This window comes from Streptomyces sp. NPDC044921 (assembly GCF_056432865.1).
Window position 1 is genome coordinate 1 of sequence record NZ_JBWKIF010000023.1, and the last position, 21678, is coordinate 21678.

General features: G+C 73.3%; 22 protein-coding genes. 9 read left to right on the top strand and 13 right to left on the bottom strand.

Features of this window, described 5'->3' with window-relative positions; genetic code table 11:
• Positions 1-170: 170 nt before the first annotated feature.
• Complete coding sequence (locus AC07DA_RS29400; RefSeq protein ID WP_479131247.1) at positions 171-407, bottom strand: chaplin; 237 nt, start codon at positions 405-407, stop codon at positions 171-173.
• A 215-nt stretch (positions 408-622) separates the two neighbouring features.
• Between AC07DA_RS29400 and AC07DA_RS29405 the strand changes: the two genes are divergently transcribed.
• On the top strand, positions 623-829 hold the full coding sequence (locus AC07DA_RS29405) for a hypothetical protein (protein ID WP_479131249.1): 207 nt from the start codon (positions 623-625) through the stop codon (positions 827-829).
• 161 nt (positions 830-990) lie between these two features.
• Here AC07DA_RS29405 and AC07DA_RS29410 read toward each other — a convergent pair whose 3' ends face one another.
• From AC07DA_RS29410 to AC07DA_RS29430, 5 genes are all read right to left on the bottom strand, one after another.
• Positions 991-1482 carry a DUF5709 domain-containing protein gene (locus AC07DA_RS29410; RefSeq protein WP_479131373.1) on the bottom strand — a complete coding sequence of 164 codons (492 nt, stop codon included), beginning with the start codon at positions 1480-1482 and terminating at the stop codon, positions 991-993.
• Between the two features lie 328 nt (positions 1483-1810).
• Positions 1811-2659, bottom strand: coding sequence for a proteasome subunit beta (gene prcB / locus AC07DA_RS29415; protein ID WP_479131250.1), 849 nt, complete (start codon positions 2657-2659; stop codon positions 1811-1813).
• Positions 2660-2733: 74 nt separating this feature from the next.
• Positions 2734-4212 carry a hypothetical protein gene (locus AC07DA_RS29420; RefSeq protein WP_479131251.1) on the bottom strand — a complete coding sequence of 493 codons (1479 nt, stop codon included), beginning with the start codon at positions 4210-4212 and terminating at the stop codon, positions 2734-2736.
• A 105-nt stretch (positions 4213-4317) separates the two neighbouring features.
• Entirely contained in the window at positions 4318-6681 is a 2364-nt protein-coding gene (locus tag AC07DA_RS29425; protein ID WP_479131252.1) for a glycoside hydrolase family 65 protein, read from the bottom strand.
• On the bottom strand, positions 6678-7415 hold the full coding sequence (locus AC07DA_RS29430) for an HAD family hydrolase (protein ID WP_479131253.1): 738 nt from the start codon (positions 7413-7415) through the stop codon (positions 6678-6680). The genes AC07DA_RS29425 and AC07DA_RS29430 overlap by 4 nt, the downstream gene beginning before the upstream one ends.
• 147 nt (positions 7416-7562) lie before the next feature.
• On the opposite strand from AC07DA_RS29430, the gene AC07DA_RS29435 reads away from it, so the two are divergent.
• Both AC07DA_RS29435 and AC07DA_RS29440 read left to right on the top strand, forming a co-directional pair.
• Positions 7563-8240, top strand: a complete 678-nt coding sequence (locus AC07DA_RS29435; protein WP_479131254.1) for a nucleoside/nucleotide kinase family protein — start codon at positions 7563-7565, stop codon at positions 8238-8240.
• A gap of 39 nt (positions 8241-8279) precedes the next feature.
• A complete protein-coding gene (locus AC07DA_RS29440) occupies positions 8280-8789 on the top strand; it encodes an N-acetyltransferase family protein (protein WP_479131255.1) in 510 nt (169 codons plus the stop codon).
• 61 nt (positions 8790-8850) lie between these two features.
• Here AC07DA_RS29440 and AC07DA_RS29445 read toward each other — a convergent pair whose 3' ends face one another.
• The 4 genes from AC07DA_RS29445 to AC07DA_RS29460 form a co-directional block, all read right to left on the bottom strand.
• Positions 8851-10575, bottom strand: a complete 1725-nt coding sequence (locus AC07DA_RS29445; protein ID WP_479131256.1) for a hypothetical protein — start codon at positions 10573-10575, stop codon at positions 8851-8853.
• Positions 10576-10577: 2 nt separating this feature from the next.
• The gene (locus AC07DA_RS29450) at positions 10578-11480 is read right to left on the bottom strand and encodes a carbohydrate ABC transporter permease (RefSeq protein ID WP_479131257.1); all 903 of its coding nucleotides are present in this window, start codon (positions 11478-11480) and stop codon (positions 10578-10580) included.
• Positions 11477-12388 carry a carbohydrate ABC transporter permease gene (locus AC07DA_RS29455; protein WP_479131258.1) on the bottom strand — a complete coding sequence of 304 codons (912 nt, stop codon included), beginning with the start codon at positions 12386-12388 and terminating at the stop codon, positions 11477-11479. Before AC07DA_RS29455 ends, AC07DA_RS29450 begins: the two co-directional genes overlap by 4 nt.
• 115 nt (positions 12389-12503) lie before the next feature.
• A complete protein-coding gene (locus AC07DA_RS29460; protein WP_479131260.1) occupies positions 12504-13832 on the bottom strand; it encodes an extracellular solute-binding protein in 1329 nt (442 codons plus the stop codon).
• A 71-nt stretch (positions 13833-13903) separates the two neighbouring features.
• On the opposite strand from AC07DA_RS29460, the gene AC07DA_RS29465 reads away from it, so the two are divergent.
• Positions 13904-14071, top strand: coding sequence for a hypothetical protein (locus tag AC07DA_RS29465; RefSeq protein WP_479131261.1), 168 nt, complete (start codon positions 13904-13906; stop codon positions 14069-14071).
• Between the two features lie 41 nt (positions 14072-14112).
• On the opposite strand, the gene AC07DA_RS29470 is transcribed toward AC07DA_RS29465, so the two are convergent.
• Positions 14113-15234: an ROK family protein gene (locus tag AC07DA_RS29470; RefSeq protein ID WP_479131262.1), complete on the bottom strand. Its 1122-nt coding sequence runs from the start codon at positions 15232-15234 to the stop codon at positions 14113-14115.
• A gap of 240 nt (positions 15235-15474) precedes the next feature.
• On the opposite strand from AC07DA_RS29470, the gene AC07DA_RS29475 reads away from it, so the two are divergent.
• Both AC07DA_RS29475 and AC07DA_RS29480 read left to right on the top strand, forming a co-directional pair.
• Positions 15475-16374 (top strand): N-acetylglucosamine kinase, encoded by a 900-nt coding sequence (locus tag AC07DA_RS29475; RefSeq protein WP_479131263.1) that lies wholly within the window; start codon positions 15475-15477, stop codon positions 16372-16374.
• 193 nt (positions 16375-16567) lie between these two features.
• Positions 16568-18481, top strand: coding sequence for a phosphatase PAP2 family protein (locus AC07DA_RS29480; RefSeq protein WP_479131264.1), 1914 nt, complete (start codon positions 16568-16570; stop codon positions 18479-18481).
• Between the two features lie 156 nt (positions 18482-18637).
• On the opposite strand, the gene AC07DA_RS29485 is transcribed toward AC07DA_RS29480, so the two are convergent.
• Together AC07DA_RS29485 and AC07DA_RS29490 are read right to left on the bottom strand one after the other, a co-directional pair.
• A complete protein-coding gene (locus AC07DA_RS29485; protein WP_479131265.1) occupies positions 18638-19039 on the bottom strand; it encodes a DUF3662 domain-containing protein in 402 nt (133 codons plus the stop codon).
• Positions 19040-19092: 53 nt separating this feature from the next.
• Positions 19093-19254 (bottom strand): hypothetical protein, encoded by a 162-nt coding sequence (locus tag AC07DA_RS29490; RefSeq protein ID WP_479131266.1) that lies wholly within the window; start codon positions 19252-19254, stop codon positions 19093-19095.
• A 158-nt stretch (positions 19255-19412) separates the two neighbouring features.
• Between AC07DA_RS29490 and AC07DA_RS29495 the strand changes: the two genes are divergently transcribed.
• The 3 genes from AC07DA_RS29495 (at position 19413) to AC07DA_RS29505 (ending at position 21638) form a co-directional block, all read left to right on the top strand.
• Positions 19413-20330: a MurR/RpiR family transcriptional regulator gene (locus AC07DA_RS29495; protein WP_479131267.1), complete on the top strand. Its 918-nt coding sequence runs from the start codon at positions 19413-19415 to the stop codon at positions 20328-20330.
• 260 nt (positions 20331-20590) lie between these two features.
• A complete protein-coding gene (locus AC07DA_RS29500; RefSeq protein ID WP_479131268.1) occupies positions 20591-20971 on the top strand; it encodes a hypothetical protein in 381 nt (126 codons plus the stop codon).
• A gap of 100 nt (positions 20972-21071) precedes the next feature.
• The gene (locus AC07DA_RS29505) at positions 21072-21638 is read left to right on the top strand and encodes an antibiotic biosynthesis monooxygenase (RefSeq protein ID WP_479131269.1); all 567 of its coding nucleotides are present in this window, start codon (positions 21072-21074) and stop codon (positions 21636-21638) included.
• Positions 21639-21678 lie beyond the last annotated feature (40 nt).

A 21678-nucleotide genomic window follows, 5' to 3' on the forward strand; every position in this document is an offset into this window, starting at 1 on the left:
CTCCTGTCGTCTCGCGGCCCGGGGACGCGTGGCGGAGGTTCACCCCCACGTGGGGTTTTGGGGCCCCCCCCCCCCCCCCCCCCCCCCGCCCCCCCCCCCCCCCCCCCCCCCGGCGGCGCCCCCCCCCCCCCCCGCCCCCCCCCCCCCGCCGGCAAGCCGTTACCGGTGCGTCAGCCCTTGATCGTGCACTCGTTGCCGAACACCGGGTTCAGCAGACCGATCACGTTGATCGAGTTGCCGCAGACGTTGGCGTCGATGTCGACCGGGATCTGTATGACGTTGCCGGAGAGGATGCCGCCGCTCTCGTTGGTGATACCGACGGTGCCGTCGCCGGCGCTCGCCGTACCGGCGAAGGCGAGCAGGGCGGCGCAGGCCAGGCCGGCCGCGGCGGTCACACGTGTGCGCATGGAAAAGCTCCTGTCAGTCGCAGGGACACGTGTCTCCACCGTCATACGGAAACCGGCGACGCGACATCCGAGGGCGTCCGAACGGGGTGCGGGGGTCCGCGGGAGCGGCGCCGCGCTCTCCGGATGCACGCCGCGCCCGCGCGGGGAATGGTGATAGCGGGCCCGCTTTCAGCACCGGGGCCGCACCAGCGAACCGGACCCTAGGAGCAGAGAACATGTCGACGTCACAGCCCCCCGCGTCCCGGCCGCCCGAGGACAGCACCACCCCGGACCGCCTGCTCCACGCCCGAACCGGCACCGATGTGTCACCGGAGGACCTCGTCCTGGCCTCCGGCAAGGACCTCACGCCGCACAACCTCGAATGGGCCAGGCGCAAGCTGGCGGCGGAGGGACCGTCCGCGCTCGAGAAGCTGCTGCCCTAGCGCTTGTGCGGGTGAGGCCACCGCCCCCGTAGCGCTTGTGCGCCGGGGGCGGTGGCCTCACCTGTGATCCGTACCTGTGGTCGGTACCTGTGGCCGCTGCCCGTCCTCAGTACCTGTGGCCGGTACGTGTGGCCGGTCGGACCGTTGCCGGTGCCGGTGGTTCACGCCCTGCCGTCGTCCTCGGGGAGCACGCTGTCGTCCTCCACCACGTGCACGGCGGCCTCCTCTGCGCCGGCCGCGCCGCCGTCGATGCCGACGTCGGTGGCGACGGACTCCCTCGTGGTGTCCGGGTGGGCGCCCTCGTCCGGGGCGACCAGGCGGCCGGCCCGGGCGGTGCCCGCCTCGGGGTCCACCGGTTCGCCGTCGCTGTCGGGGCTGTCGCCCACGCCGTCCCCGACCGGCTCGGCGGACACGTCGGGGACCTCCTGGGACAGCCGCTCGTCGAGCGTCTCGCCCTCGTGCTGCTCGGCGGCGGTGGTGCCGTGCTTGGTCACGCCGAGGGGCTTCTCCGGCGGGGAGTAGCCCTCGTCGAGGGTGTCGTCGTACGTCCGCTCGTCGACGGCGTCCTGCAGGTCCAGCGGCGCGGCGTCCTCCTGCTCCTCGTTGGTCCCGGTGGGCTGGTACGCGTCGTCCGCCATCGGTTCGGGGCGCATCGGTTCCGTGCCCATCACTCCTGCCTCCCTGTTGCGCTGCGTCGACTCGTTCGTCTCGGCTGTCCGTTCCGCGTTTCCCGTAACGCGGGCTCTAACCTCGGCGGACGGGTGATCCGGGACGTTACCCACCGGTCAGGCGGTGATCAGCACCGCGGCCGTCCCCGAGCCCGGACCACTCCCGCCGCGCGTCATGGACGTGCGGACGCGGTGCCGGAGGGTGCGCCGGGCGCGGGCCGGGAAGGGGCGGAGTGGAACGGAGTGGACGCAGGGGCGGCCGTCCACCCCGCGTGGAGCCCGGCCGGTGCGGGACCGTGGCCCGGGTTCCGGGTCACACGGCGGCGTTCGGCCCGTCCGGCCGGGCGTTGCGCTGTGCGACCATCTCGCGGCTGAGCTGCTCCGTCTCCGCCTCGGGCAGCCGCTCGAAGCCGTCCTCGGTGATGACGGACACCACCGGGTAGATGCGGCGGGTGAGGTCCGGTCCGCCGGTGGCGGAGTCGTCGTCCGCCGCGTCGTAGAGCGCCTGGAGGGCGGCCAGGGCCGCCTCGCGCCGGGTCATGCCGGGGCGGAACAGCTTCTTCAGCGCGCCCCGGGCGTACGGCGATCCCGAGCCCTCGGCGTGGAAGCCGGACTTCTCGTAGCGGCCGCCGGTGACGTCGAAGGCGAAGATGCGGCCCCGTCCGCCCTCCGGGGCCGCGGGATCGTAGCCGGCGAGCAGCGGGACGACCGCGAGACCCTGCATGGCCTGGGCCAGGTTGCCGCGGATCATGGTGGCGAGCCGGGTGGCCTTGGCGGCGAGGGTCATGGGGACACCCTCGATCTTCTCGAAGTGGGCGAGCTCGACCTGATAGAGCCTCACCAGGTCCAGTGCGAGCCCCACGGACCCCGCGAAGGCGACGGCGGTGTGGTCGTCGGCGGGGTGCACCTTCTCCAGGTCGCGCTGGGCGATCAGGTGGCCCATCGTCGCCCGGCGGTCCCCCGCGATCAGCACGCCGTCCCCGTAGGCGAGGGCCAGCACGGTCGTACCGTGCGGGGCGCCCTCGGCGCGGACGCCGTCCGGCAGGACACGCCGGGTGCTCAGCAGGCCGGGCCGGTGGGCCGCCAGGAACTCCGTGAAGGACGAGGACCCCGGCGTGAAGAACTCCTGCCCGAGACCGCCCTCGTACTCGCCCGGCACCATCCCGTTCCCCCCTCGTCCGTGGCCGTCACCCGAGTCCTACCTGACCCGGGTGGGCGGGAAACACGCGTGGGGCGTCAGGGGCGCGGTGCGACGCGCACGTCCAGGTCGGAGACGCGGTGGACGGGCCAGGTACGGGCGTACCGGGGCGGGGTGCCGCCGGCGGGCGCGAGGTGGGCGACCGGGAGGCGGTCGGCGGTGCGCAGGATCTCCGGCACGGTGGTGTTCTCGTTGTGACCGGCGGTCGCCCCCGAGGAGCAGCCGGTGTAGTAGCCGATGGGGATCGCCTCGTGCCCGGTGAGCAGGCAGGGCGGGCGGACGCCGAGGCCGTGCAGCGCGTCGGCCGTGCGGTCCCAGTCGCGGCGGCTTTCGGTGTTGCGGGACACGGCCCCTTCCAGGACGGCGGTCTGCACGGCCAGGTGCCCGGCCAGACCGAGCGCGACCAGTGCGGCGGCGACCGGCCGCCAGGTTCCGCCCGGCTTCCTGACCAGGTGCCACAGGGCGTCGGCGACCGGGATGGCCAGCAGGGCGTAGGCCGGCTGGAGGAAGCGGGGGGCGGCGTAGCCGATCATGAACAGGTAGGGCACGGCGGCCGTGGCGGCACAGACCAGCGGGACCAGGGTCCGTTCCAGGCGGCGGGCCCGGACCGCGAGGACCAGTGCGAGTACGGCCAGGACGGGCAGGACGAACCACCAGACGGTGACCACGGGGTGCGGCACCGACCCGGTGCACGGCCGGCACAGGGCCCGTCCGCCCAGGCTGCGCAGCTGGTCGTCCACGGCGACCTGCCAGCCGAGCCCGCCCTGGATGCGAGAGGCCTCCGACAACCGCTGCGCCAGGCCGCCGTGGCTGATCCACGCCTCGACCACCCACGGGAGGGCACCCGCCGCGAGTCCCGCCGCCAGCGCCAGCAGCAGGCGCCAGTGACGGCGTGCCAGGGCGAGGACCAGCAGCGGCCCGGCCACCCAGACCGCGTCGCCGGGCCGCATCAGCGCCATGAGCACGCCGCCCGCGGCGACGCCCCACAGGGCTGCCCGGGCGGAACGTTCCTCCCGGGCGCGCAGGAAACAGCCGACGCTGAGCAGGGCGCCGATCGCGACCCAGTAGTTCGGCATGGCCTGCGGGCCGTAGAAGAGGGTCATCCACAGGGAGGCGAAGAGGGCGCCGCCGACGACCAGGACCCGGGTCGGGAACAGACCCCGCCAGGCGCGCAGGGCCAGGAAGAGGGCGAGCCCGGAGAGCACGGCGAGGTAAACCCGCAGCAGCGGGACGGACGACGACCAGGAGGCGACGGGCGCGACCAGCAGCGACACACCCCGGGAGCGGGGCGCGCTGAAGAAGGCCGCCGGGGTGTGGGAGGTGACCTGGCTGACGTAGACGATCTCGTCCCAGCCCAGGCCCAGCACGGGCCGCACGAGGGCGAGCTGCGCGAGGGTGAAGACGGCGGCGAGCGCGGCGAGCGCCCGGTCGCCGCGCTTCCGGCCGCCCGTGCCCGCGCCCGCCGTCGGTTCGCGCCGTCGCATACGGACGAGGATGGCGTCCGCGCTGTCGGCCATGTTCCGCCCCTTACCCCGGTGAAGTCGGCAAACACGAACAAACTAACTCGGTGGCCGGGCGGGTGCGGGGCGGAATACGGCCAACTGCCTGACGCGACGGGACGGTCAGCGGGGGTGCGGGGCCCGGTGCGCGGGCTGCTCGGGGGCGGGGCGCCGGGGTGGCGGCGGGACCGGGCGGGTCACCGGGGCGTCCTCGGCCACCGTCAGCTCGGTGCCGTGGTGGCGGATGGTCAGGGGCGGTCCGGACCGCAGGGTGTAGGTGGCCCGGCCGTCGGTCAGCTCCACGCGCAGGGACCGGCCGAGGAAGCGGATGGTGAAGGCCAGCCGGCTGTACCGGCCGGGCAGGCGCGGGGCGAACCGCAGGCCGCCGTCGACGCACCGCATGCCGCCGAACCCGGCGACCAGCGCCATCCACGTACCGGCCAGCGAGGCGATGTGCAGCCCGTCGCGGGTGTTGTGCTCCAGGTCCCCCAGGTCCATCAGCGCCGCCTCGGCCGTGTAGGCGCAGGCCAGGTCGAGGTGGCCGGTCCGGGCGGCCATGACGGCCTGCACGCAGGCGGACAGCGAGGAGTCCCGCACGGTCAGCGGCTCGTAGTAGGCGAAGTTGCGGGCGATCTGCTCCTCGGCGTGGTTGTCGATGGCCTCCTCGAAGAAGGTGCCGCAGGTGTACATCGCCAGCACCAGGTCCGCCTGCTTGATCACCTGCTTGCGGTAGAGGTCGAAGTAGGGGAAGTGGAGCATCAGCGGGTACTGGTCCGGCCGCGTGCGGGCGAAGTCCCAGCGCTGGTAGCGGGTGAAGCCGGCGTGCTGCTCGTGCACGCCGAGTTCCTCGTTGTAGGGGACGTGCATCGCCTCCGCGGCGTCCCGCCAGGCGGCCGCCTCCTCCTCGTCGGCGCCGAGCCGCGCGGCCTCGTCGGGGTGGCGCTTGCAGGCGTCGGCGGCGGCCAGCAGGTTCGCCCGGGCCATGAGGTTGGTGTACGTGTTGTCGTCGGCGATCGCGCTGTACTCGTCCGGTCCGGTGACGCCGTCGATGTGGAAGACGCCCCGGTCGTCGTGGTGGCCCAGGGAGCGCCACAGGCGGGCCGTCTCCACCAGCAGTTCCACGCCGACCTCGCGTTCGAAGGTCTCGTCGCCCGTGGCGGCGACGTACCGCACCACCGCGTCCGCGATGTCGGCCCCGACGTGGAAGGCGGCCGTGCCGGCCGGCCAGTAGGCGGAGCCCTCCGAGCCCTCGATGGTGCGCCAGGGGAACGCGGCGCCGCGCAGCCCGAGTTGGGCCGCCCGCTCCCGGGCCGCGGGCAGGGTGTCCAGGCGCCAGCGCAGGGCCTCGGCTGCCGCTTTCGGTTCGGTGTAGGTCAGCAGCGGCAGCACGAACGCCTCGGTGTCCCAGAAGGCGTGGCCGTCGTAGCCGGAGCCGGTGAGCCCCTTGGCGGGGATGGCGCGCTGTTCGGCGCGGGCACCGGCCTGCAGCACGTGGAAGAGGGCGAAGCGGACGGCCTGCTGGATCTCCTCGTCACCGTCGACCTCGACGTCGGCGCGCGCCCAGAAGTCGTCCAGGTACGCCTTCTGCTCGGCCAGCAGTCCTTCCCAGCCGCTGTGCCCGGCCGCCGCCAGGGCCGCCTCGACCTGGTCGCTCATCGCGGGCCGGGAGCGGGCGCCGGACCAGCCGTGCGCGACCAGCTTCTCCACCCGCAGCCGCTCCCCCGGCTCCAGTACGGAGGTGACGGTCAGCCGGGCCACGTCGACGTTGCTCTCGCTGCTCGTGGTGGTCCGCTCGGGGCCCGTCACGGTGTGGTCGGCGGCGACCGCGACCCGCAGGCCGCTGCGGCGGGTGCGGTGGACCAGGCGCAGCCTGCTGCCCGAGGCGAGGTCCTCCTCCGGTTCCAGCGGCGACTTCAGCGCCCGGGCCGCGCGCGGGTCGCCGTCCGGCTCGGGCAGGCTCTCGTTGGCGACCAGCTCCGACTGGACGACCACGCGGGTGCGGCTGTCGACCGGCTCCACCTCGTAGGCCACGGCGGCGATGGCCCGCTGGGTGAGGGAGACCAGCCGGGTGGAGCGCACCCGTACGGTCGAGCCGGCCGGGGAGGTCCACTCGCAGACCCGCTCCAGCACGCCCCGGCGCAGGTCGAGGGTCCGCTCGTGCGTGACGAGCCGGCCGTAGCGCAGGTCGAACGGCTCGTCGTCGACGAGCAGGCGCAGCACCTTGCCGTTGGTGACGTTGATGACCGTCTGTCCCGACTCCGGGTAGCCGTAGCCGGCCTCGGCGTACGGCAGCGGGTGCAGTTCGTGGACGCCGTTGAGGTAGGAGCCGGGCAGGCCGTGGGGTTCGCCCTCGTCGAGGTTGCCGCGCCAGCCGACGTGGCCGTTGGACAGCGCGAACACGGACTCGCTCTGCGCGAGCACGTCCAGGTTGAGCTCCGACTCGCGCACGGCCCAGGGTTCGACGCCGTACGCCCGCTGGGTTATCACTCGGCGCCCCCCAGTTCGGCGAGGTCCTTCACCACCACGTCGGCGCCGTGCGCGTACAGCGCGTCGGTCTGCCCGACGCGGTCGACGCCGACGACGTAACCGAAGCGGCCCGCGCGGCCGGCGTCCATGCCGGCCAGCGCGTCCTCGAAGACGGCGGCCTCGGCCGGGCGGACCCCGAGGTCCCCAGCGGCCGCCAGGAACGTGTCGGGGTGCGGCTTGCCGGGCAGCTTGCGCTCGGCGGCGACCACGCCGTCGACGCGCACGTCGAAGAAGTGCTCGGCGCCGATCGAACGCAGCACGTCACGGCAGTTGGCGCTGGAGGAGACGATCGCGGTCCTCATCCCACGGGCGCGGACGGCCTCCAGATAACGCAGCGTGCCCTCGTACGCCTCGACCCCGTCCGTGCGGATCTTCTCCAGGACCAGGTCGTTCTTGCGGTTGCCCAGGCCGTGCACCGTCTCGGCGCCGGGAGGGTCGTCCGGGTCGCCCTCGGCCAGGTCGATACCGCGGGAAGCCAGGAAGGTGCGCACGCCGTCGGCGCGCGGCCGGCCGTCGACGTACCGGTCGTAGTCGGCCGCGTCGAACGGCCGGAAGTCCTCGCCGTCGCGTGCGCGCAGGAAGGCGTCGAACATCTCCTTCCAGGCGGCCGCGTGCACGACGGCCGTCTTGGTGACGACGCCGTCGAGGTCGAAGAGGCAGGCGTGGATGTCGTCGGGTAGACCGAGCTGCGTCATACGGGATCGGTTCCCCTCCCGGCGACGTCCTAGTGAGTGGCGCACGCCACACGCGCGGGGCCGGGGCCCGCGTGGCACGGCGCACGCGAAGATCGCGGGGCGGGGCCCGCGCGCGCGTGCGGGGAGCCGGGTGACACACTCGTCCCCGTGCCGCACACCTTCGACGATCTCCTCCGGCGGGCCCGCGCCCTGGCGCGGGGCGGCGGGCGCGCGCTCCTGGGCATCGCCGGCAGCCCCGGCGCGGGCAAGTCGACGCTCGCCGAGCGCCTCGTGGAGGAACTGAACGGGTCCGCCGAACCGTGGGTCGCGTACGTCCCCATGGACGGCTTCCACCTCGCCGACGCCGAACTGGAGCGCTTGGGCCTGCGCGACCGCAAAGGTGCTCCCGACACGTTCGACGCGGCCGGCTACGCGGCCCTGCTGGCACGCCTGCGCGAGGAGCGGCACGCCGGCGACATCGTCTACGCGCCCGGTTTCGAACGCGACCTGGAGCAGCCGCTCGCCGGCGCGGTCCCGGTCCCGCCGACGGCCCGGCTGGTCGTCACCGAGGGCAACTACCTCCTCCTGGACACCGGCGCCTGGGCCCGTGTCCGCCCCCTGCTGGACGAGGTGTGGTTCTGCGAACTGCCCGAGCCGGAGCGCCTGCGCCGCCTGGTCGCCCGGCACGAGCGGTTCGGCAAGACGCGTGGGGAGGCCGAGGCCTGGGTGGCCCGCTCGGACCAGCCCAACGCGGAGCTGGTCGCCGCGACCCGGGACCGCGCCGACCTGGTGGTCCGGACGGACGGGCCGGGCATGAGGGGCCAGCTCCGGAAGGGCCGGGCATGAGGAGTCCGGTGGTCCGGACGGGCCAGGCATGATGTGCCCATGATCAGGTCCGCGACACCGAACGACGTCCCCGAGATCCGCGCGATGATCCGCGAACTCGCCGCCTACGAACGGGCCGAGGAGCAGGCCCGGGCCACCGGGGAGCAGCTGCGCCAGGCGCTGTTCGGCGAGCACCCGGCCGCCCACGCGCTGATCGCCCAGGACCACGGCACCGGCGCGACCGTCGGCTTCGCCCTGTGGTTCCCGCGCTTCTCGACCTGGACGGGCACCCGGGGCATGCACCTGGAGGACCTCTACGTACGCCCGCGGGCGCGCGGCGGGGGTCACGGCAAGGCGCTCCTCGCCGCCCTGGCCGCGATCTGCCGGCGCGACGGCTACGACCGCTTCGAGTGGTGGGTCCTGGCCTGGAACACCCCCACGATCGACTTCTACACGTCGCTCGGGGTGGAGTTCCTGGACGAATGGAAGGTGTGCCGGCTCAGCGGCGAGCCACTGGAGCGACTCGCCGCCCGGGCACCGGACGTGGCGGACCCGGCCCCCGGCGCGTGAGCCGGGCCGGGCCCGGCCGGCCGGTTCCGGCCCCCGGGCGCGTCGCCCGCCGGGCCGCCGGTCACGGCCGTGGCCCCCGCGCGGACCGGCGGGCGCGCAGCGCGACGGTCACGGTGTGCGGTCCGAGTCCCCCGATGTACACGCGGTCGCCGGTCGTGGCGTCGGTGCCGCCCACCACCGTGTAGTCCTGCCCCGGGTCGTAGCGCAGCACGTCGCTCCGGTCCGGTCCGGCCAGTGGCTCGCCCGCCGCCACGCTCGTCGCGACATGGATCTCGTCGTCACCGGCCCGGTACGTCATCTCCCCGCCCGCCGGGCACCAGCGCCCGTCGCCGATCGGCACGGCGCCCTGCGGTGCGCCACCCGGCCGGAAGGTCAGCTCCAGTGCCCAGGGCACCCGTGGTCCGCTGATGTCGATCCGCAGGTCGGCGCCGTCGTCTCTCAGGTCCACCTCGACGTCCGTCGTCTGCGAGACCTCGTCACGGGGCCGGTCCGGGAAGTCCATCGCCGCCGAGAAGCGTCCCTCGTCCGCCATGCGGTAGGCGCCGTCGTCCCGTCGGCGGCCGGGCGCCAGCGGCTGGTAGTAGGCGGCCGAGAGGGTCTCGGTGAGCCGGTAGCGGCTGTCGGCGAGGCGTCGCATGCCGGCGGCGCGGAACGGGCCCAGGTCGAAGAAGCCCCGTGAGAGGCGGACCGCGTCGAGGACCGCGTCGCCGGCGAACAGACGCAGGAAGGTGGGGTTGCAGGCGAGGCCGGAGCGGATGCGCCGGTGCTCGGGCACGTCGGAGCCGCCGTAGACCACGGTGTGCGCGGTGGCCGTGGCGCGTGCGGCCAGGCGCGCGGTGGTGAGGTACCGCTCGCGCGGAAGCGCCTCGGCGGCCGGTGCCGGCAGGACACGGCACAGGTCGGGGGTGAGGAGGGTCTCGGCGAGCAGGCCGGGGTCGTCGATGCCGCCGGCGGCGGCCTGCCGCGCCGCCCGGCTGAAGTCGCCCCGGCCGGTGCGGATCGCCAGCAGCCGGTAGTGCGGCAGGTAGGGCGCGAGCGGGAACGGGTGGTGCTGGTCCTGCCGTCGCGAGTGGACGGTCTCCACCGTGCCGTCCGGCCCGATGAGGTCCAGCGTGGTGGCGAGATTGCGTTCGACGGCGTGCAGCAGGTCGGCGCGGCCGAGCACGTCGGCGAGCAGCAGCAGCGAGGGGTTGGACACGTGGGCCGCGTAGTTGGCGCTGCGCTCCGAGTACAGGCCGTCCGCGTCGATGTCGACGCCCTCGGCGAGCCACTGCTCGACGCGGTCGAGCAGCCGGCCGTCGGGGAACGACCGGTGCAGGCGGGCCAGCGCGGCGCACAGCTCCCAGCGGTGGTTCGGGGTGTGCACCCCGCCGGCCAGGAGGCTCTCCCGGGCGGCGCCGGCGATCTCGGCCAGCGCGGCCGTGACGTCGCGCAGTTCCGGCCCGGCGCCCGCGGCGAGGACGTGCGCGTCGCACACGTCGTTGACGGTGAACGCCGAGTCCGGCGGCGACTGCACGTTGTCGCCGCCGGCGAACAGGCCGGTGGCGGTCTGCGCGGCGCGCAGGGCGCGCAGGTGGGTGGTCGCGGCGGCGACGGCCCGCCCGCTGCCGTGCAGGGCCGAGTCCGGGGAACGGTAGGCCGCGACCAGCGTCCGCACGCGGCGCGCCAGGGCACGGTGGGTCACACCGGCGGGTTCCTCGTCGGGACGGGCCGCCAGCGGGCCGGCCGGCCGGTCGGCGGCGCGGGCCGCCGCGCGGACGAATGCGTGGTCGAGCTCGGTGGGCACGGTCAGTCCTTCAGTCCGGCGTTGATGTCGGCGTTCATGACGTAACGCTGGAACACCAGGAAGACGACGATCAGCGGGATCATGGAGATGACCGATCCCCCGAGCAGCACCGACCAGTTGATGTTCTGCGCCCCGACCAGGCTCTGGATGCCGATCTGCACGGTGAACTTCTCGGGGTCGTTGAGCATCAGCAGCGGCCAGATGTAGTCGTTCCACCGCCACTGGAACGACAGGATGGCAAGCGTCAGCATGATGGGCCGGGAGATCGGCACCATGATCCGCAGGAAGATCGACAGCTCACGCGCGCCGTCGATGCGGGCGGCCTCGATGAGTTCGTCGGGGACCGTCAGGAAGAACTGGCGGAACATGAAGCAGCCGGTCGCGGTGAGCACGGCCGGCAGGATGATGCCGGCGAGCGAGTTGTAGAAGCCGAGGTCGCGGACCACCAGGAAGAGCGGGGCGAGCATGACCTCGCCCGGCAGCATCGTGGTGGCCAGGATGCCGACGAAGAAGGCCTTGAGCCACTTGTTGTCGTACTTGGCCAGCGCGTAGCCCGTGCAGCAGCTGACTCCCACCGTGAGGATCGTCGCGATCACGCACACGACGGCGGTGTTGAAGAAGTACTGGGAGAAGTTGGCGCTGTCCCACGCCGCCTGGTAGCCCGACACGGTGGGGTCGTGCGGGAACAGCGTCAGCGGCAGGGAGAACAGGTCTCCCGCCGGCTTGAAGGAGCTGAGCACGAACCACAGCACCGGCACCCCGTAGAGGGCCGCCAGGACCCACAGCAGGGTCGTCGCGGGGATCGCGCGCCGGAGCCCGCCACTGGCCGCGCCGCCGGACCGCTTCCTGGGAACAGCCCGTCCGGGCGTGGAGTCGACCTTGTGCGGCATGTCTGTGGTTGTCATCGGTTCTCCACCCGCCGGTTGACGATCAGCTGGACGACCGCGACGGCCATCAGGATGAGCATGAGCACGAACGACGCGGCGCTCGCGTAGCCGATCTGCCCCGACTTGAAGCCGGTCTGGTAGATGTACTGCACCAGCAGGTTGTTCGACGTTCCGGGCCCGCCGTTGTTGAGGGAGGCGAACAGCGGATACTCCTTCATCGCGTGGATCGTGTTGAGCAGGATGACGATGAAGGACGTGGGCGCGATGCTCGGCAGGGTGATGCTCACGAACTGGCGCCACGGACCGGCGCCGTCGAGCGCGGCCGCCTCGTAGTACGACGCCGGCACGTTCTTGATCGCCGCGATGAACAGCAGCATGGAGAAGCCCGTCCAGGCCCAGGACGCCGCCACGACCACCACCAGCAGCGACAGGTCCGCGTTCGACTGCCAGGGAACGGCGCTGCCGCCGACCTTCTCGATGAGGTAGTTGACCAGTCCGAAGTTCTCACCGAACAGCCACCGCCACAGGACACCCACGACGATCGGCGACAGCAGCCACGGGATGAAGAAGAAGACGCGCGCGACCGAAGCGCCCTTGGCGTGCCGGCTCACCAGCAGGTTGGCGATGAGCAGCGAGAACACGAAGTTCAGCGGGACGAAGAGCACGGTGTACAGCAGTGTCCGGGTCACCGCGTCGTAGAAGGTGGAGTCCCCGAAGAGGTTGCTGTAGTTGTCCAGTCCGACGAACTGGAACGCTCCCACGCCCGTGTAGTTCGTGAAGGAGTAGACGAGCCCGATCACCGCAGGCCAGACGAAGAACAGCGCGAAGAGCACGACATTGGCCGCGATGAGGACGAGCGGCGCGAGGGTGTAGCGGCTGCGTCTCCTGGGTGGGCTCGCGGACACGTCCGGGGCGCGTTTGGTCATCTTCCTGACTCCGTGCTGGTGGAAGGGGTTGCGGTGGGCTCAGGGCGTGAGCCGGGCGGCCACGGGTGCTCGGGGCCGGACGGCCGGGACTCGGCCCGGCCGTCCGGCCCCCGGCTCACGATCCGCCGCCGACCTGCTGGTTGTAGCCGGCCACGATGTTGTCCAGGGCCTTGTCGACCGACTGCTGGCCGTTGATCGCCTTGCCGAGCTCCGTCTTGGTCGGGTCCTCGGTGAGGCTCTTGCCCTTCAGCACCCAGTTCGTCTGCGCGGTGTTGAAGTAGCCCGAGATCGGCTCGTACAGCGGGATCGACTCGTTGTAGAGCTTGAACGCCGCCTGCGCCGCCTCGGAGGTGAAGGGGTACTTCGGGTTCAGGCCGCTCTCGACGGGCAGGAACCCGGACGCCTCGCACAGCGCGCGGTAGTGGTCCGGCTCGTACAGCCAGGACATGAACTTCTTCGCGGCGCCGGCCGCGGCCTCGTTGTTGTTGAAGCCGACCATCATGCCGCCGCTGTTGACGTCACTGGCCTGCACCGGCTCGGCGGGGGTCGGGACGCTCGCCCACTCGAACTTCTTGATGCTCTCGGCGAAGGCGGGCACCTGCCACACGCCGGACCAGTAGGCCACCACGTCACCGCTCTGGAACATCGCGGACGGGTCGGCGCCGCTGGTCCACACCGACTTCGGCATGGTCTTGTCGTCGTTCAGCCCGACGAAGCGCTTCACGGCCTTCCTGGTCGCGGCGTCCACCGAGAACTTGCCCGAGGAGTCGGCGTGGACGTACTTCCCGCCGAGCTCGTAGACCATGGCGCGCAGCCGGGACGGCGACTGGTCGAACGTGAGGGAGTACTTGGCGCCGGTCTTGTCCCGGACCTTGTCCGCGGCCTTGATGAACTCGGTCCAGGTCCAGGTCTTCTCGGGCGAGGTCGGGAAGCCGACGCCGGCCTTCTCGAACAGCGACTTGTTGATGTACAGGCCGGAGGCGGTGATGTCCGAGGGGATGGACAGCACCTTCCCGGACGAGTCCTTGGCGATGAAGTTGGCGTTGATCTTGTAGCTCTTGTTGTTGGCGATGGAGCTGAGGTCGATCAGCTTGTTCGCCCAGATCGGGTCCAGGGCCGGTACGGCCGCCACGTCGGGCAGGGAGTTCGCCTGCGCGGCGTTGTGCAGCTTCGCCGGGTAGCCGTCGTAGGGGATGTTGACGAGCTTGACGGAGACGCCGGTTTCCTTCTTGTACTGCGCCACCATCTTCTTCCAGCCCGCGTCCTGGCCCGGGACCGTGGAGATCCAGAAGGTCAGCGACTTCTCGTTGCCGCCCGAGCCGGACCCCGACCCGCAGGCGGAGAGCAGCAGGGCACCTGCCGTGGCCACGGCAGCGAGGGGAACCACGCGGCGTATGCCGCCGCGGCCGAGCCGGCGGGAGCGCCGCACACCCACACTGATCATCTTCGATCCCTTTTCTCGTAGCGGAGGAAGCACGGCGCCAGCCGAGGCGGCACGGGTGCATTGTGCAGGAGATGTCGAATGCCGCTTTCCGGGGCGCGGCCTCGCCCGGCCACGTCGCCTTCACGGGCGGGGTCCCCGGCCATGACGGCCGAGCGTCGCACGAGCTCGCCCTCGTGCGGCTGCCGTACTTCGCGTACGAGCGGGAGGCTTACCCGGAGTCGGCGTCCCGGCCGACTTAGAAAGCGCTTGTCCGGACATTGGCAGACCGACGGCGCAGCCGTCAATGCTTCGCCCGCACAGCTCCGGTCACGGTTTGAATTCCATGGGCCACGGCCAGCCTGCTGGCACCCGCCACGGTGCCGGTGTCGCCCAGCACGCTGCTGACCACCTCGGTGGGCCAGCTCAGGCGGGCCAGCTCGGCCCGCACACCGGGCAGGAGCTGCGGATCCGCGCCCGTGCCACCGCCGAGCACGATCAGCCCGGGGTCCAGCACGGCGGCGACGGCGGCGGCGAGCCGGCCCACGTCGGCGGCGTGCGCCTCGACCACGGCACGGGCGGTGGCGTGTCCCCGCGCGGAGAGGGCGAGCAGCCGGTCCGCGCTGCGCGGACGGGGCCCGTCCCCGTCCCGCCAGGCCTCGGCGGCCCGGCGCAGCAGGGTGCGGGAGCCCATCCGCCGCTCCAGGCCCTCGTGGCGGGGGGCGCGGTCGTCGTCCCAGGGGTAGGGCAGCCGGGCCACCTCACCGGCGGCGCCGTTGGCACCGCGCAGCACCCGGCCGCCGATGACGACGGCGAGACCGATGCCGACGCCGATGCGCAAGTAGCCGAAGGTGTCGCGGCCGACGGCGGCGCCCTCGTGCAGTTCGGCGAGGGCGGCGCAGTTGACGTTGTTCTCCAGGTGGACGGGCACGCCCTCGGGCAGCGCGACGGCCATGGCGTCGAAGACGGGTCCGGCCTTGGCCGTCGCGGGGCGTTCCCCGGCGCCCTCCCCGTCGCGCGTGGGGACGTCACCGACCGCGACGACGACGGCCCGCAGCGGAGCGCCGGCGGGCAGCGCGTCGAGGACCTCGCGGACCGTGCCGGCCGCCTCCGGGCGGGACCCGGTGCCCTCGGCGAGCAGCGTGCCGTCCAGGGCGCAGCCGCGCACGCGGGTCTCGGCGGGCCCGAGGTCGACCGCGAGCACGGCGCCCGCGGCCGGGCCCAGCCGGTAGACCGCGGCGCTGCGGCCGGTGGAACCGGAGGCCCGCCCGGAGTGGGCGGCGAGCTCCGCGGCCTCCAGCTCGGCCACCGCGGCGGAGACGGTCGGCTTGGAAAGACCCGCGCCTGCCGCCAGCTGGGGGCGGGTGGCCGTGCCCGTACCGGCCAGTACGTCGAACACCACACGGGCACTCTCACTCAGCTGCATGGTCTCCCCAGGTCGTGCTGCGGCCGGACAGGGCAGCCGCAAGAGTGGCGCGGCACCGGGAATTCCGTGCCTCTTGACGCACCCTACTTCGTTAGTTAACTTCCTAACGAACTCCACGGTACTCGCCTGCCGTGCCCCGCAGAAGCCCGTCCCGGGGCTTCCCTACCTCTTCAACTGCCGTGGTCCGACGCGCGGTTCGCCTGCCGCTCGCCGTGACCACGCGATGACGAAAGAGGCCCCGTGCAGGACTCCACGCCTTACGCGGTCGGTATCGACGTGGGCGGCACCAAGACGCAGCTGCGCGCCCTCGCGGCGGGCGGGACCGTCGTGGACCGCGTCCGCAGCAGTGCCGGCTGGCGCCCCCACGACGCCCCGGCCGCCGCGGACTGGCTGGCCGCGCTGGTCCGTGACGCCCTGCCCGTCCACGCCCGGCCGTCCGCGGTCGCCGTGGGCGGGCACGCCTGTGAGACGCCCCGCCAGTGCGCGGGCATCCGGGCCGCGCTCCAGGAGCGGCTGGGGGTGCCCGCGCTGGTCGTGGGCGACGCCGAGCTGCTCGTCCCGGCCGCCGGTCTGGACAAGGGCGTCGGCCTGGTCGCCGGAACCGGCTCGGTCGCCGTGGGACGCTCCCCCGCGGGCGATCCGGTACAGGTCGGCGGCTGGGGCGCGGTGCTCGGCGACGAGGGCGGCGCGGCCGGACTCGTCCGGGAGGCCGCGCGGGCCGTGTGGGCGGCGCACGACCGCGGCGAGGAGCCCGACGCGCTGGCGGACGGCCTGGTCGCCGCGTTCGGGGTGTCCGAGGTCCCGGCGCTCGGCGCGGCCCTGGAGGCCGCCACGGACGTCTCCGCCGAGTGGGGACGCCACTGCCCGGTCGTGTTCGCGGCCGCCGGGGCGGGCTCGCCGCTCGCCCGGGCCGTGATCGCCGACGGCGGCCGGGCCCTCGCGGCCCTGGTCGTCCGGCTCGCCGCGCGGGGCGTCGCCGTGGACGACGTCGTGGTGGCGGGCGGCACGGTGCTCGCCCAGCCCGCGCTGTACGAGGCGTTCACCGCCGCCCTCGCCGAGGCCCTGCCCGCCGCGCGCCCGCACCGTCTGCGGGTGCCGCCGGTGGAGGGGGCGCTGGCGCTGGCCCGTTCGCTCCCGTGAGCCGGGCGGCCGCCGTTCACCGTCCCGACCCCGCCCCGTGGCCGGACCCTCCCCGCGGGGTCACGGCCCGGCCGTAGATCTTCGCCCGTACGCACCCGTGCCCCGGGACCACCGGGGCACCGGCGGTCACACGCCGCCCCGCCTTCCGGCCGCACGGCCGAGGCTCCGTCGCAGAACTCAGGAGAGGCCCTTCATGCCGTCATCAGCCGGGCACCGCACCGCCACCGCCGTCGACCGGCGGGGTTTCCTCAAGACCTCCCTGGGCGCCTCGGCCGGGCTGCTCGCCGCACCGGCGTGCGCCACCTGGCTGGGCGCCGCGGACGCGAAGGCCGCCACGGGCCTCGCCGCGTTCGTCGACGACTACAGGTCCAACGTCGTGGCCAACCAGACCCCGCAGACCAACGCGGTCGTCCGGATCCTGGGCGGCATGGCCGAGGTGTGGAAGACCGGCGACGCCTGGGACACCGGCCGCGTCCTGGACCGCGAGGTGCTGCGCGCCAACATGCGCTACTGCGCCCGCCTGACCCGGACCCGCACCGAGGCACAGGCGAAGGAGGCCTTCCTCTACGACCGCCAGCACCAGAGTTACGCCATGATCGCCGCTCTGGGTCCGCTCGCCGCGCCCTACAAGGCGGGCGCCAGGGCCGTCACGTCGATCACCGCCGCCCCGGACGGCACGCCCCCCGGGAAGATCAGCGACACGCTGCCCGCCGACGCCCCGGCCGGGTCGGCGCTCGGCGCGGGCTCGCACGACTCGGAGCTCGGCCGGGTCGCGAAGCTGGTCGACACCGTGCGCGGTCCGTTCGCCTCGGGCAACCCGGCCAAGTTCGCCTTCCAGTACCCGCGCCCCTGGCGCATGAACGAGGACAGCGAGGTCGTCGACACCGGGCGGAAGGACGCGCTCGGCTACCCGGTGTACGACTCGGAGGTGGTCGTCGCCCCGCAGCTGCTGCGCCAGCGCTCCGAGAACGCGCAGGAGGACGGAGGGTTCCCCAGCGGCCACACCAACGCCTTCCACCTGGCCGGGCTGGCGTTGGCGTACGCGGTGCCGGAGCGGTTCCAGGAGCTCGTCACGCGGGCGTTCGAGCTGAGCCACACGCGGATCACGGCGGGCATGCACTCCACGGTCGACGTCATCGGCGGCCGGATCATGGCCACCGCGCTGGCCGCCGCGGCCCTGGCCGACCCGGCGAACGCGGAGCTGAAGGCGGCGGCCCGCGCGCAGGCCCTCGCCTACTTCACGCGGGAGACGGGCACGACGGCGGACACGCTGTACGCCTACGCCCACTCCGGCGCCGCCGACCCGTACGCCGACCGCGCGGCCAACGCCCGTGCGGTCGCGGCCAGGCTGACGTACGTGCTGCCCCGCCGCGGCCGCAAGGTCCCGCTGACCGTGCCCAAGGGCGCGGAGGTGCTGCTCGAGACGCGGCTGCCGTACCTGAGCGCGGCCCAGCGGCGGGAGGTGCTGCGCACGACCGCGCTGCCCGCCGGGTACGTCCTGCTGGACGGCTTCGAGCAGTGGGGCCGTCTCGACCTGTTCGCGGCGGCGGACGGCTACGGCGCCTTCGACCGGGACGTGACCGTCACGCTGGACGCGGCGGCCGGCGGCTTCCACGCGGCCGACAGCTGGCGCAACGACATCGAGGGCGACGGCGGTCTGACCAAGCGCGGTACCGGCACGCTCGCCCTGACCGGCCACAACCGCTACCGCGGCGGCACCGTCGTCGAGGCCGGCACGCTGGTCGCCGCCTCCCCCAACGCCCTGGGCCAAGGGGACGTGCGGGTCGCGGGCGGCACGCTGCGCGTCGCCGATGTGGTGCGGGTGCGCGGTTCGTACGTGCAGGACGGCGGGGCGGCGCTGGAGCTGCCGCTGCGAAGGGATCACGGTCCGGCCCTCACGGTGGGCCGGCGGGTCCTGCTGGACGGCGGTGTGCTGGCGCTGCGGCTCGACACCGAGCGGCCGCCGGCCGCGGGCGCGACCGTTCCCGTGCTGTCCGCCGCGGGACTGCGCGGCCGGTTCGACCGGGTCGAGCTGGACTCGGCGACGCTGCGGGCCGTGCCGCTCCACACGGCTGACGGGCTGTCGGTACGACTCGTGCGGCGGTGACGCCGGGCGCGATCCGGGGCGGCTCGCGAAGGCGACGGGGCGGCCGGCCGAACTGATCGGCGGCCGGCCGCCCCGTGGGCCGTGTGGGGCGCTCGACCAGGATCGATCGCCGGTGAGCGTTTTCCGGTCCGGCGCCCGGTGTGCGGGACCGCCGCCTCAGTGGGCCGCGCGGAAGAAGCCGTCGGCGCTCACGTGAGGCATGACCCTGCTGGCCACCCGGTAGCGGCCGTTGGGGACCTCGGGGCAGCGCGCCACATGGACCGCCAGGGGGCCGGCCCACTCGTAGCCGCGGCGCTCCGCGTGCCGGGACAGGCTGTCGGTGAGGGCCTGGCCCACGTCGGTGCCGGAGCGGGTCAGGTGCTCGTGGACGTCGTCGGGCAGTTCCACGTCGTAGGCGTTCGGGACCATGACCCGGCCCTCACCGCACACCACCGCGTTGTCGTCGCACTCGCGTCGCAGGGCGTCGAGGACCTCGACCGGTTCCTTGTCGAGGAGTCGCGCCCACAGTGCCTCCCATCGGCTCTCCAGCGTCTCTTCCAGCGCACTCAGCGCGCCCATGCGGTCTCACCTGCCGGTAGCGTCGTCGGTTCGGTAGCGGGGGCCGGCGCGGGCTACCGCTCGTCGTAGTCGTCGGGGCGCACCTCGGCCTCCTCCAGGGCCTCGCGCATCGTGCGGCCGGTCGCGCCCGGCTGCCGCTCGCGGTTGTCGTCCTGCTGCTCCAGGACCTCGTCCGTGGTGTGCGTCTTGGGCCGGTTCTCCTCGGGGACGGTCATGGCGGTGACTCCTCTCAAGATCCTCTGCGGTGGCGGGTTCCCGCCCGGCCTCCGGGTATCCCCGCCCGGGCCGGCTCATGTGCCCCCGTTGAGAAGCCCTGGTCACCACGGTGCGTGAGCTATGTTGAACGTCCCTGGGAGACGAAGGAGGCGCACCGGTGCCATCGCCGCAGCAGGCACGCGCACAGGCATCCGCGATCACCTCGGGGAAGGCCGTCCCGGAAGCGGAAATCTCCCCGTCCGCCCAGCTCCGGTCGCTCTTCGACCGGCCGCGCCTGTCCCCGGGGCAGCGGCGCATCGCCCAGTACCTGATCGAGCACATCACCGAGGCGGCGTTCCTGTCGATCACGGACCTCGCGGACCGGGTCGGGGTGAGCCAGCCCTCGGTGACGCGGTTCGCCTCGGCGGTCGGCTTCAGCGGCTACCCGGCGCTGCGCGAGAAGCTCCAGTCGATCGCGCTCGGCACCCTGGCCGGCGGGCCCCCGGAGGAGAACCGGGGCAACGAACTGCAGGCGGCCGTGGACGCCGAGATCGAGAACCTGGAGAACCTGCGGCGCGACTTCGCCGACCCCGACCTGGTCATCGACGTCGGACGCAAGCTGTCGTCGTCGGCCCCGCTGACCGTCCTCGGGCTGCGCATCTCCGTCTCCCTCGCCGAGTACTTCGCCTACGCCGCGCGCCGGATCCACCCGGACGTACGGGTCGTGACGCGCGGCGGCAGCGTCGCCTACGACGCGCTGCTGCAGTCGCGCGAGGCGGGCGGCACCTGGGTGCTGGCGTTCTCCATGCCGCGGCACGCCCAGGAGACGCTGACGGCCCTACGGGTCGCGCGGGGCGCGGGACTCAAGGTCGCGCTCGTGACCGACCTGGCCCTCGGGCCGCTGGCCGACGAGGCCGACGCCGTCTTCGCCACCGGCACCGGATCGCGCCTGGTCTTCGACTCCTACGCCGCCCCGGGCGTGATGTGCTCGGCCCTGCTGCAGGCCATGACGGACGCGGATCCGGAGCGGACGCAGGCCCGGCTGGAGGAGTACGAGCAGGTCGCCGACCAGCATCAGTTCTTCCTCCGCGACTGAGCGGACCGCGTCCCGGCCCGGGAGGGGCAGGGACGCAACAAAGCAGGCATGAATGTTTTCATGCTCCTTGCCAACGGGTTGGCATATATAAATACCGCTCACGGATCGCGACCCGGTTGCCCGGATCCGTTCCGCACCCGTGGAGGCCGGGTCCTACCCGCTCCGGCGACCCGGGTGTCCGTGGCGGCCCCGGTCATCCCCTAGGCCGGGGCCGCCCCGATCCGTCGTCCACCCTCACGACGCCGCACACCCCGGAAGCGATGATCATGCCCCTGACGTCCACGCGCATCAGCCCGGACTGGCCCTGCCAGGTGAAGACCCCCGGGAGCTACGACTGGGAGCGCTCGGCGGCCAAGTGGCTGCGCGAGCTGGTCCCCGCGCGCTACGCCGGCTACCCCGTGTTCGTCCGCCATCCGGTCCTCCTCGCCCGGCACGCCCACATCCAGGTCCAGAACGAGATCCGGATCGCCCGCACCGCCCTGCAGACCGCCCGTGCCGATCTGCCCGGGCTCGGTCTGCACGAGGGCGTCATCGAGCACACCATCAAGCTGTACGCGGCCGAGGTCATGCAGCTGCAGCACATCGCGCGCAGTGTCCGGGCCGTCACCCAGGCCCTGGTGGAGGCCAACCGCCACGCGTGACGCCCGCACGCCCGGCACGCACCCCCCATGCCACCCATGGCATCCACTCCCAGGGCACCTGCCACGCATGGCACGCGCCGCGCGTGGCACGCGTAAGGGAATGAGCACCAGCGAAGTCCGGCGTGCCGAGCCGGTGACGACGGTTCTGACCTGGCAGGTGCGCCCCGGCCAGGAGCAGCGGTTCGAGGAGTGGACGCGCGGCATCAGCCGCTGCGCCAGACGGTTCCCGGGCAACGAGGGCGTCTCCTGGCTGACGGTGGAGGACGGCCACCGCTACCACGCGGTGCTGCGCTGGTCCGACCGGCACCGGCTCGCCGCCTGGCTGGAGTCCGAGGAGCGCGCGCACTGGCACCGGCGGATCGAGGACGTCGCCACCGAGGTCAGCAGCGAACGCCAGTCGACGACCGGCATGGAGACCTGGTTCAGCCTCCCCGGCACCGCCGTGCAGGCGCCGCCCCGGTGGAAGATGGTCCTCACGACCTTCCTCGGCGCCTACCCGTTCACCCTGCTCGTCCAGTGGCTGGTGACCCCGCACACCACCGGCTGGCCACTGCCGCTGCGGGCCGCCGTGTTCCCGCTCCTGCTGCTGCCGGTGCTCACCTACCTGGTGATGCCGCGGCTCAGCCGGGCGCTGCGGCTGTGGCTGTATCCGCGCGACGGACACTGACGTCCGTCCAGGGAGCCGTGGGACGGACGGGGGTCCCGAT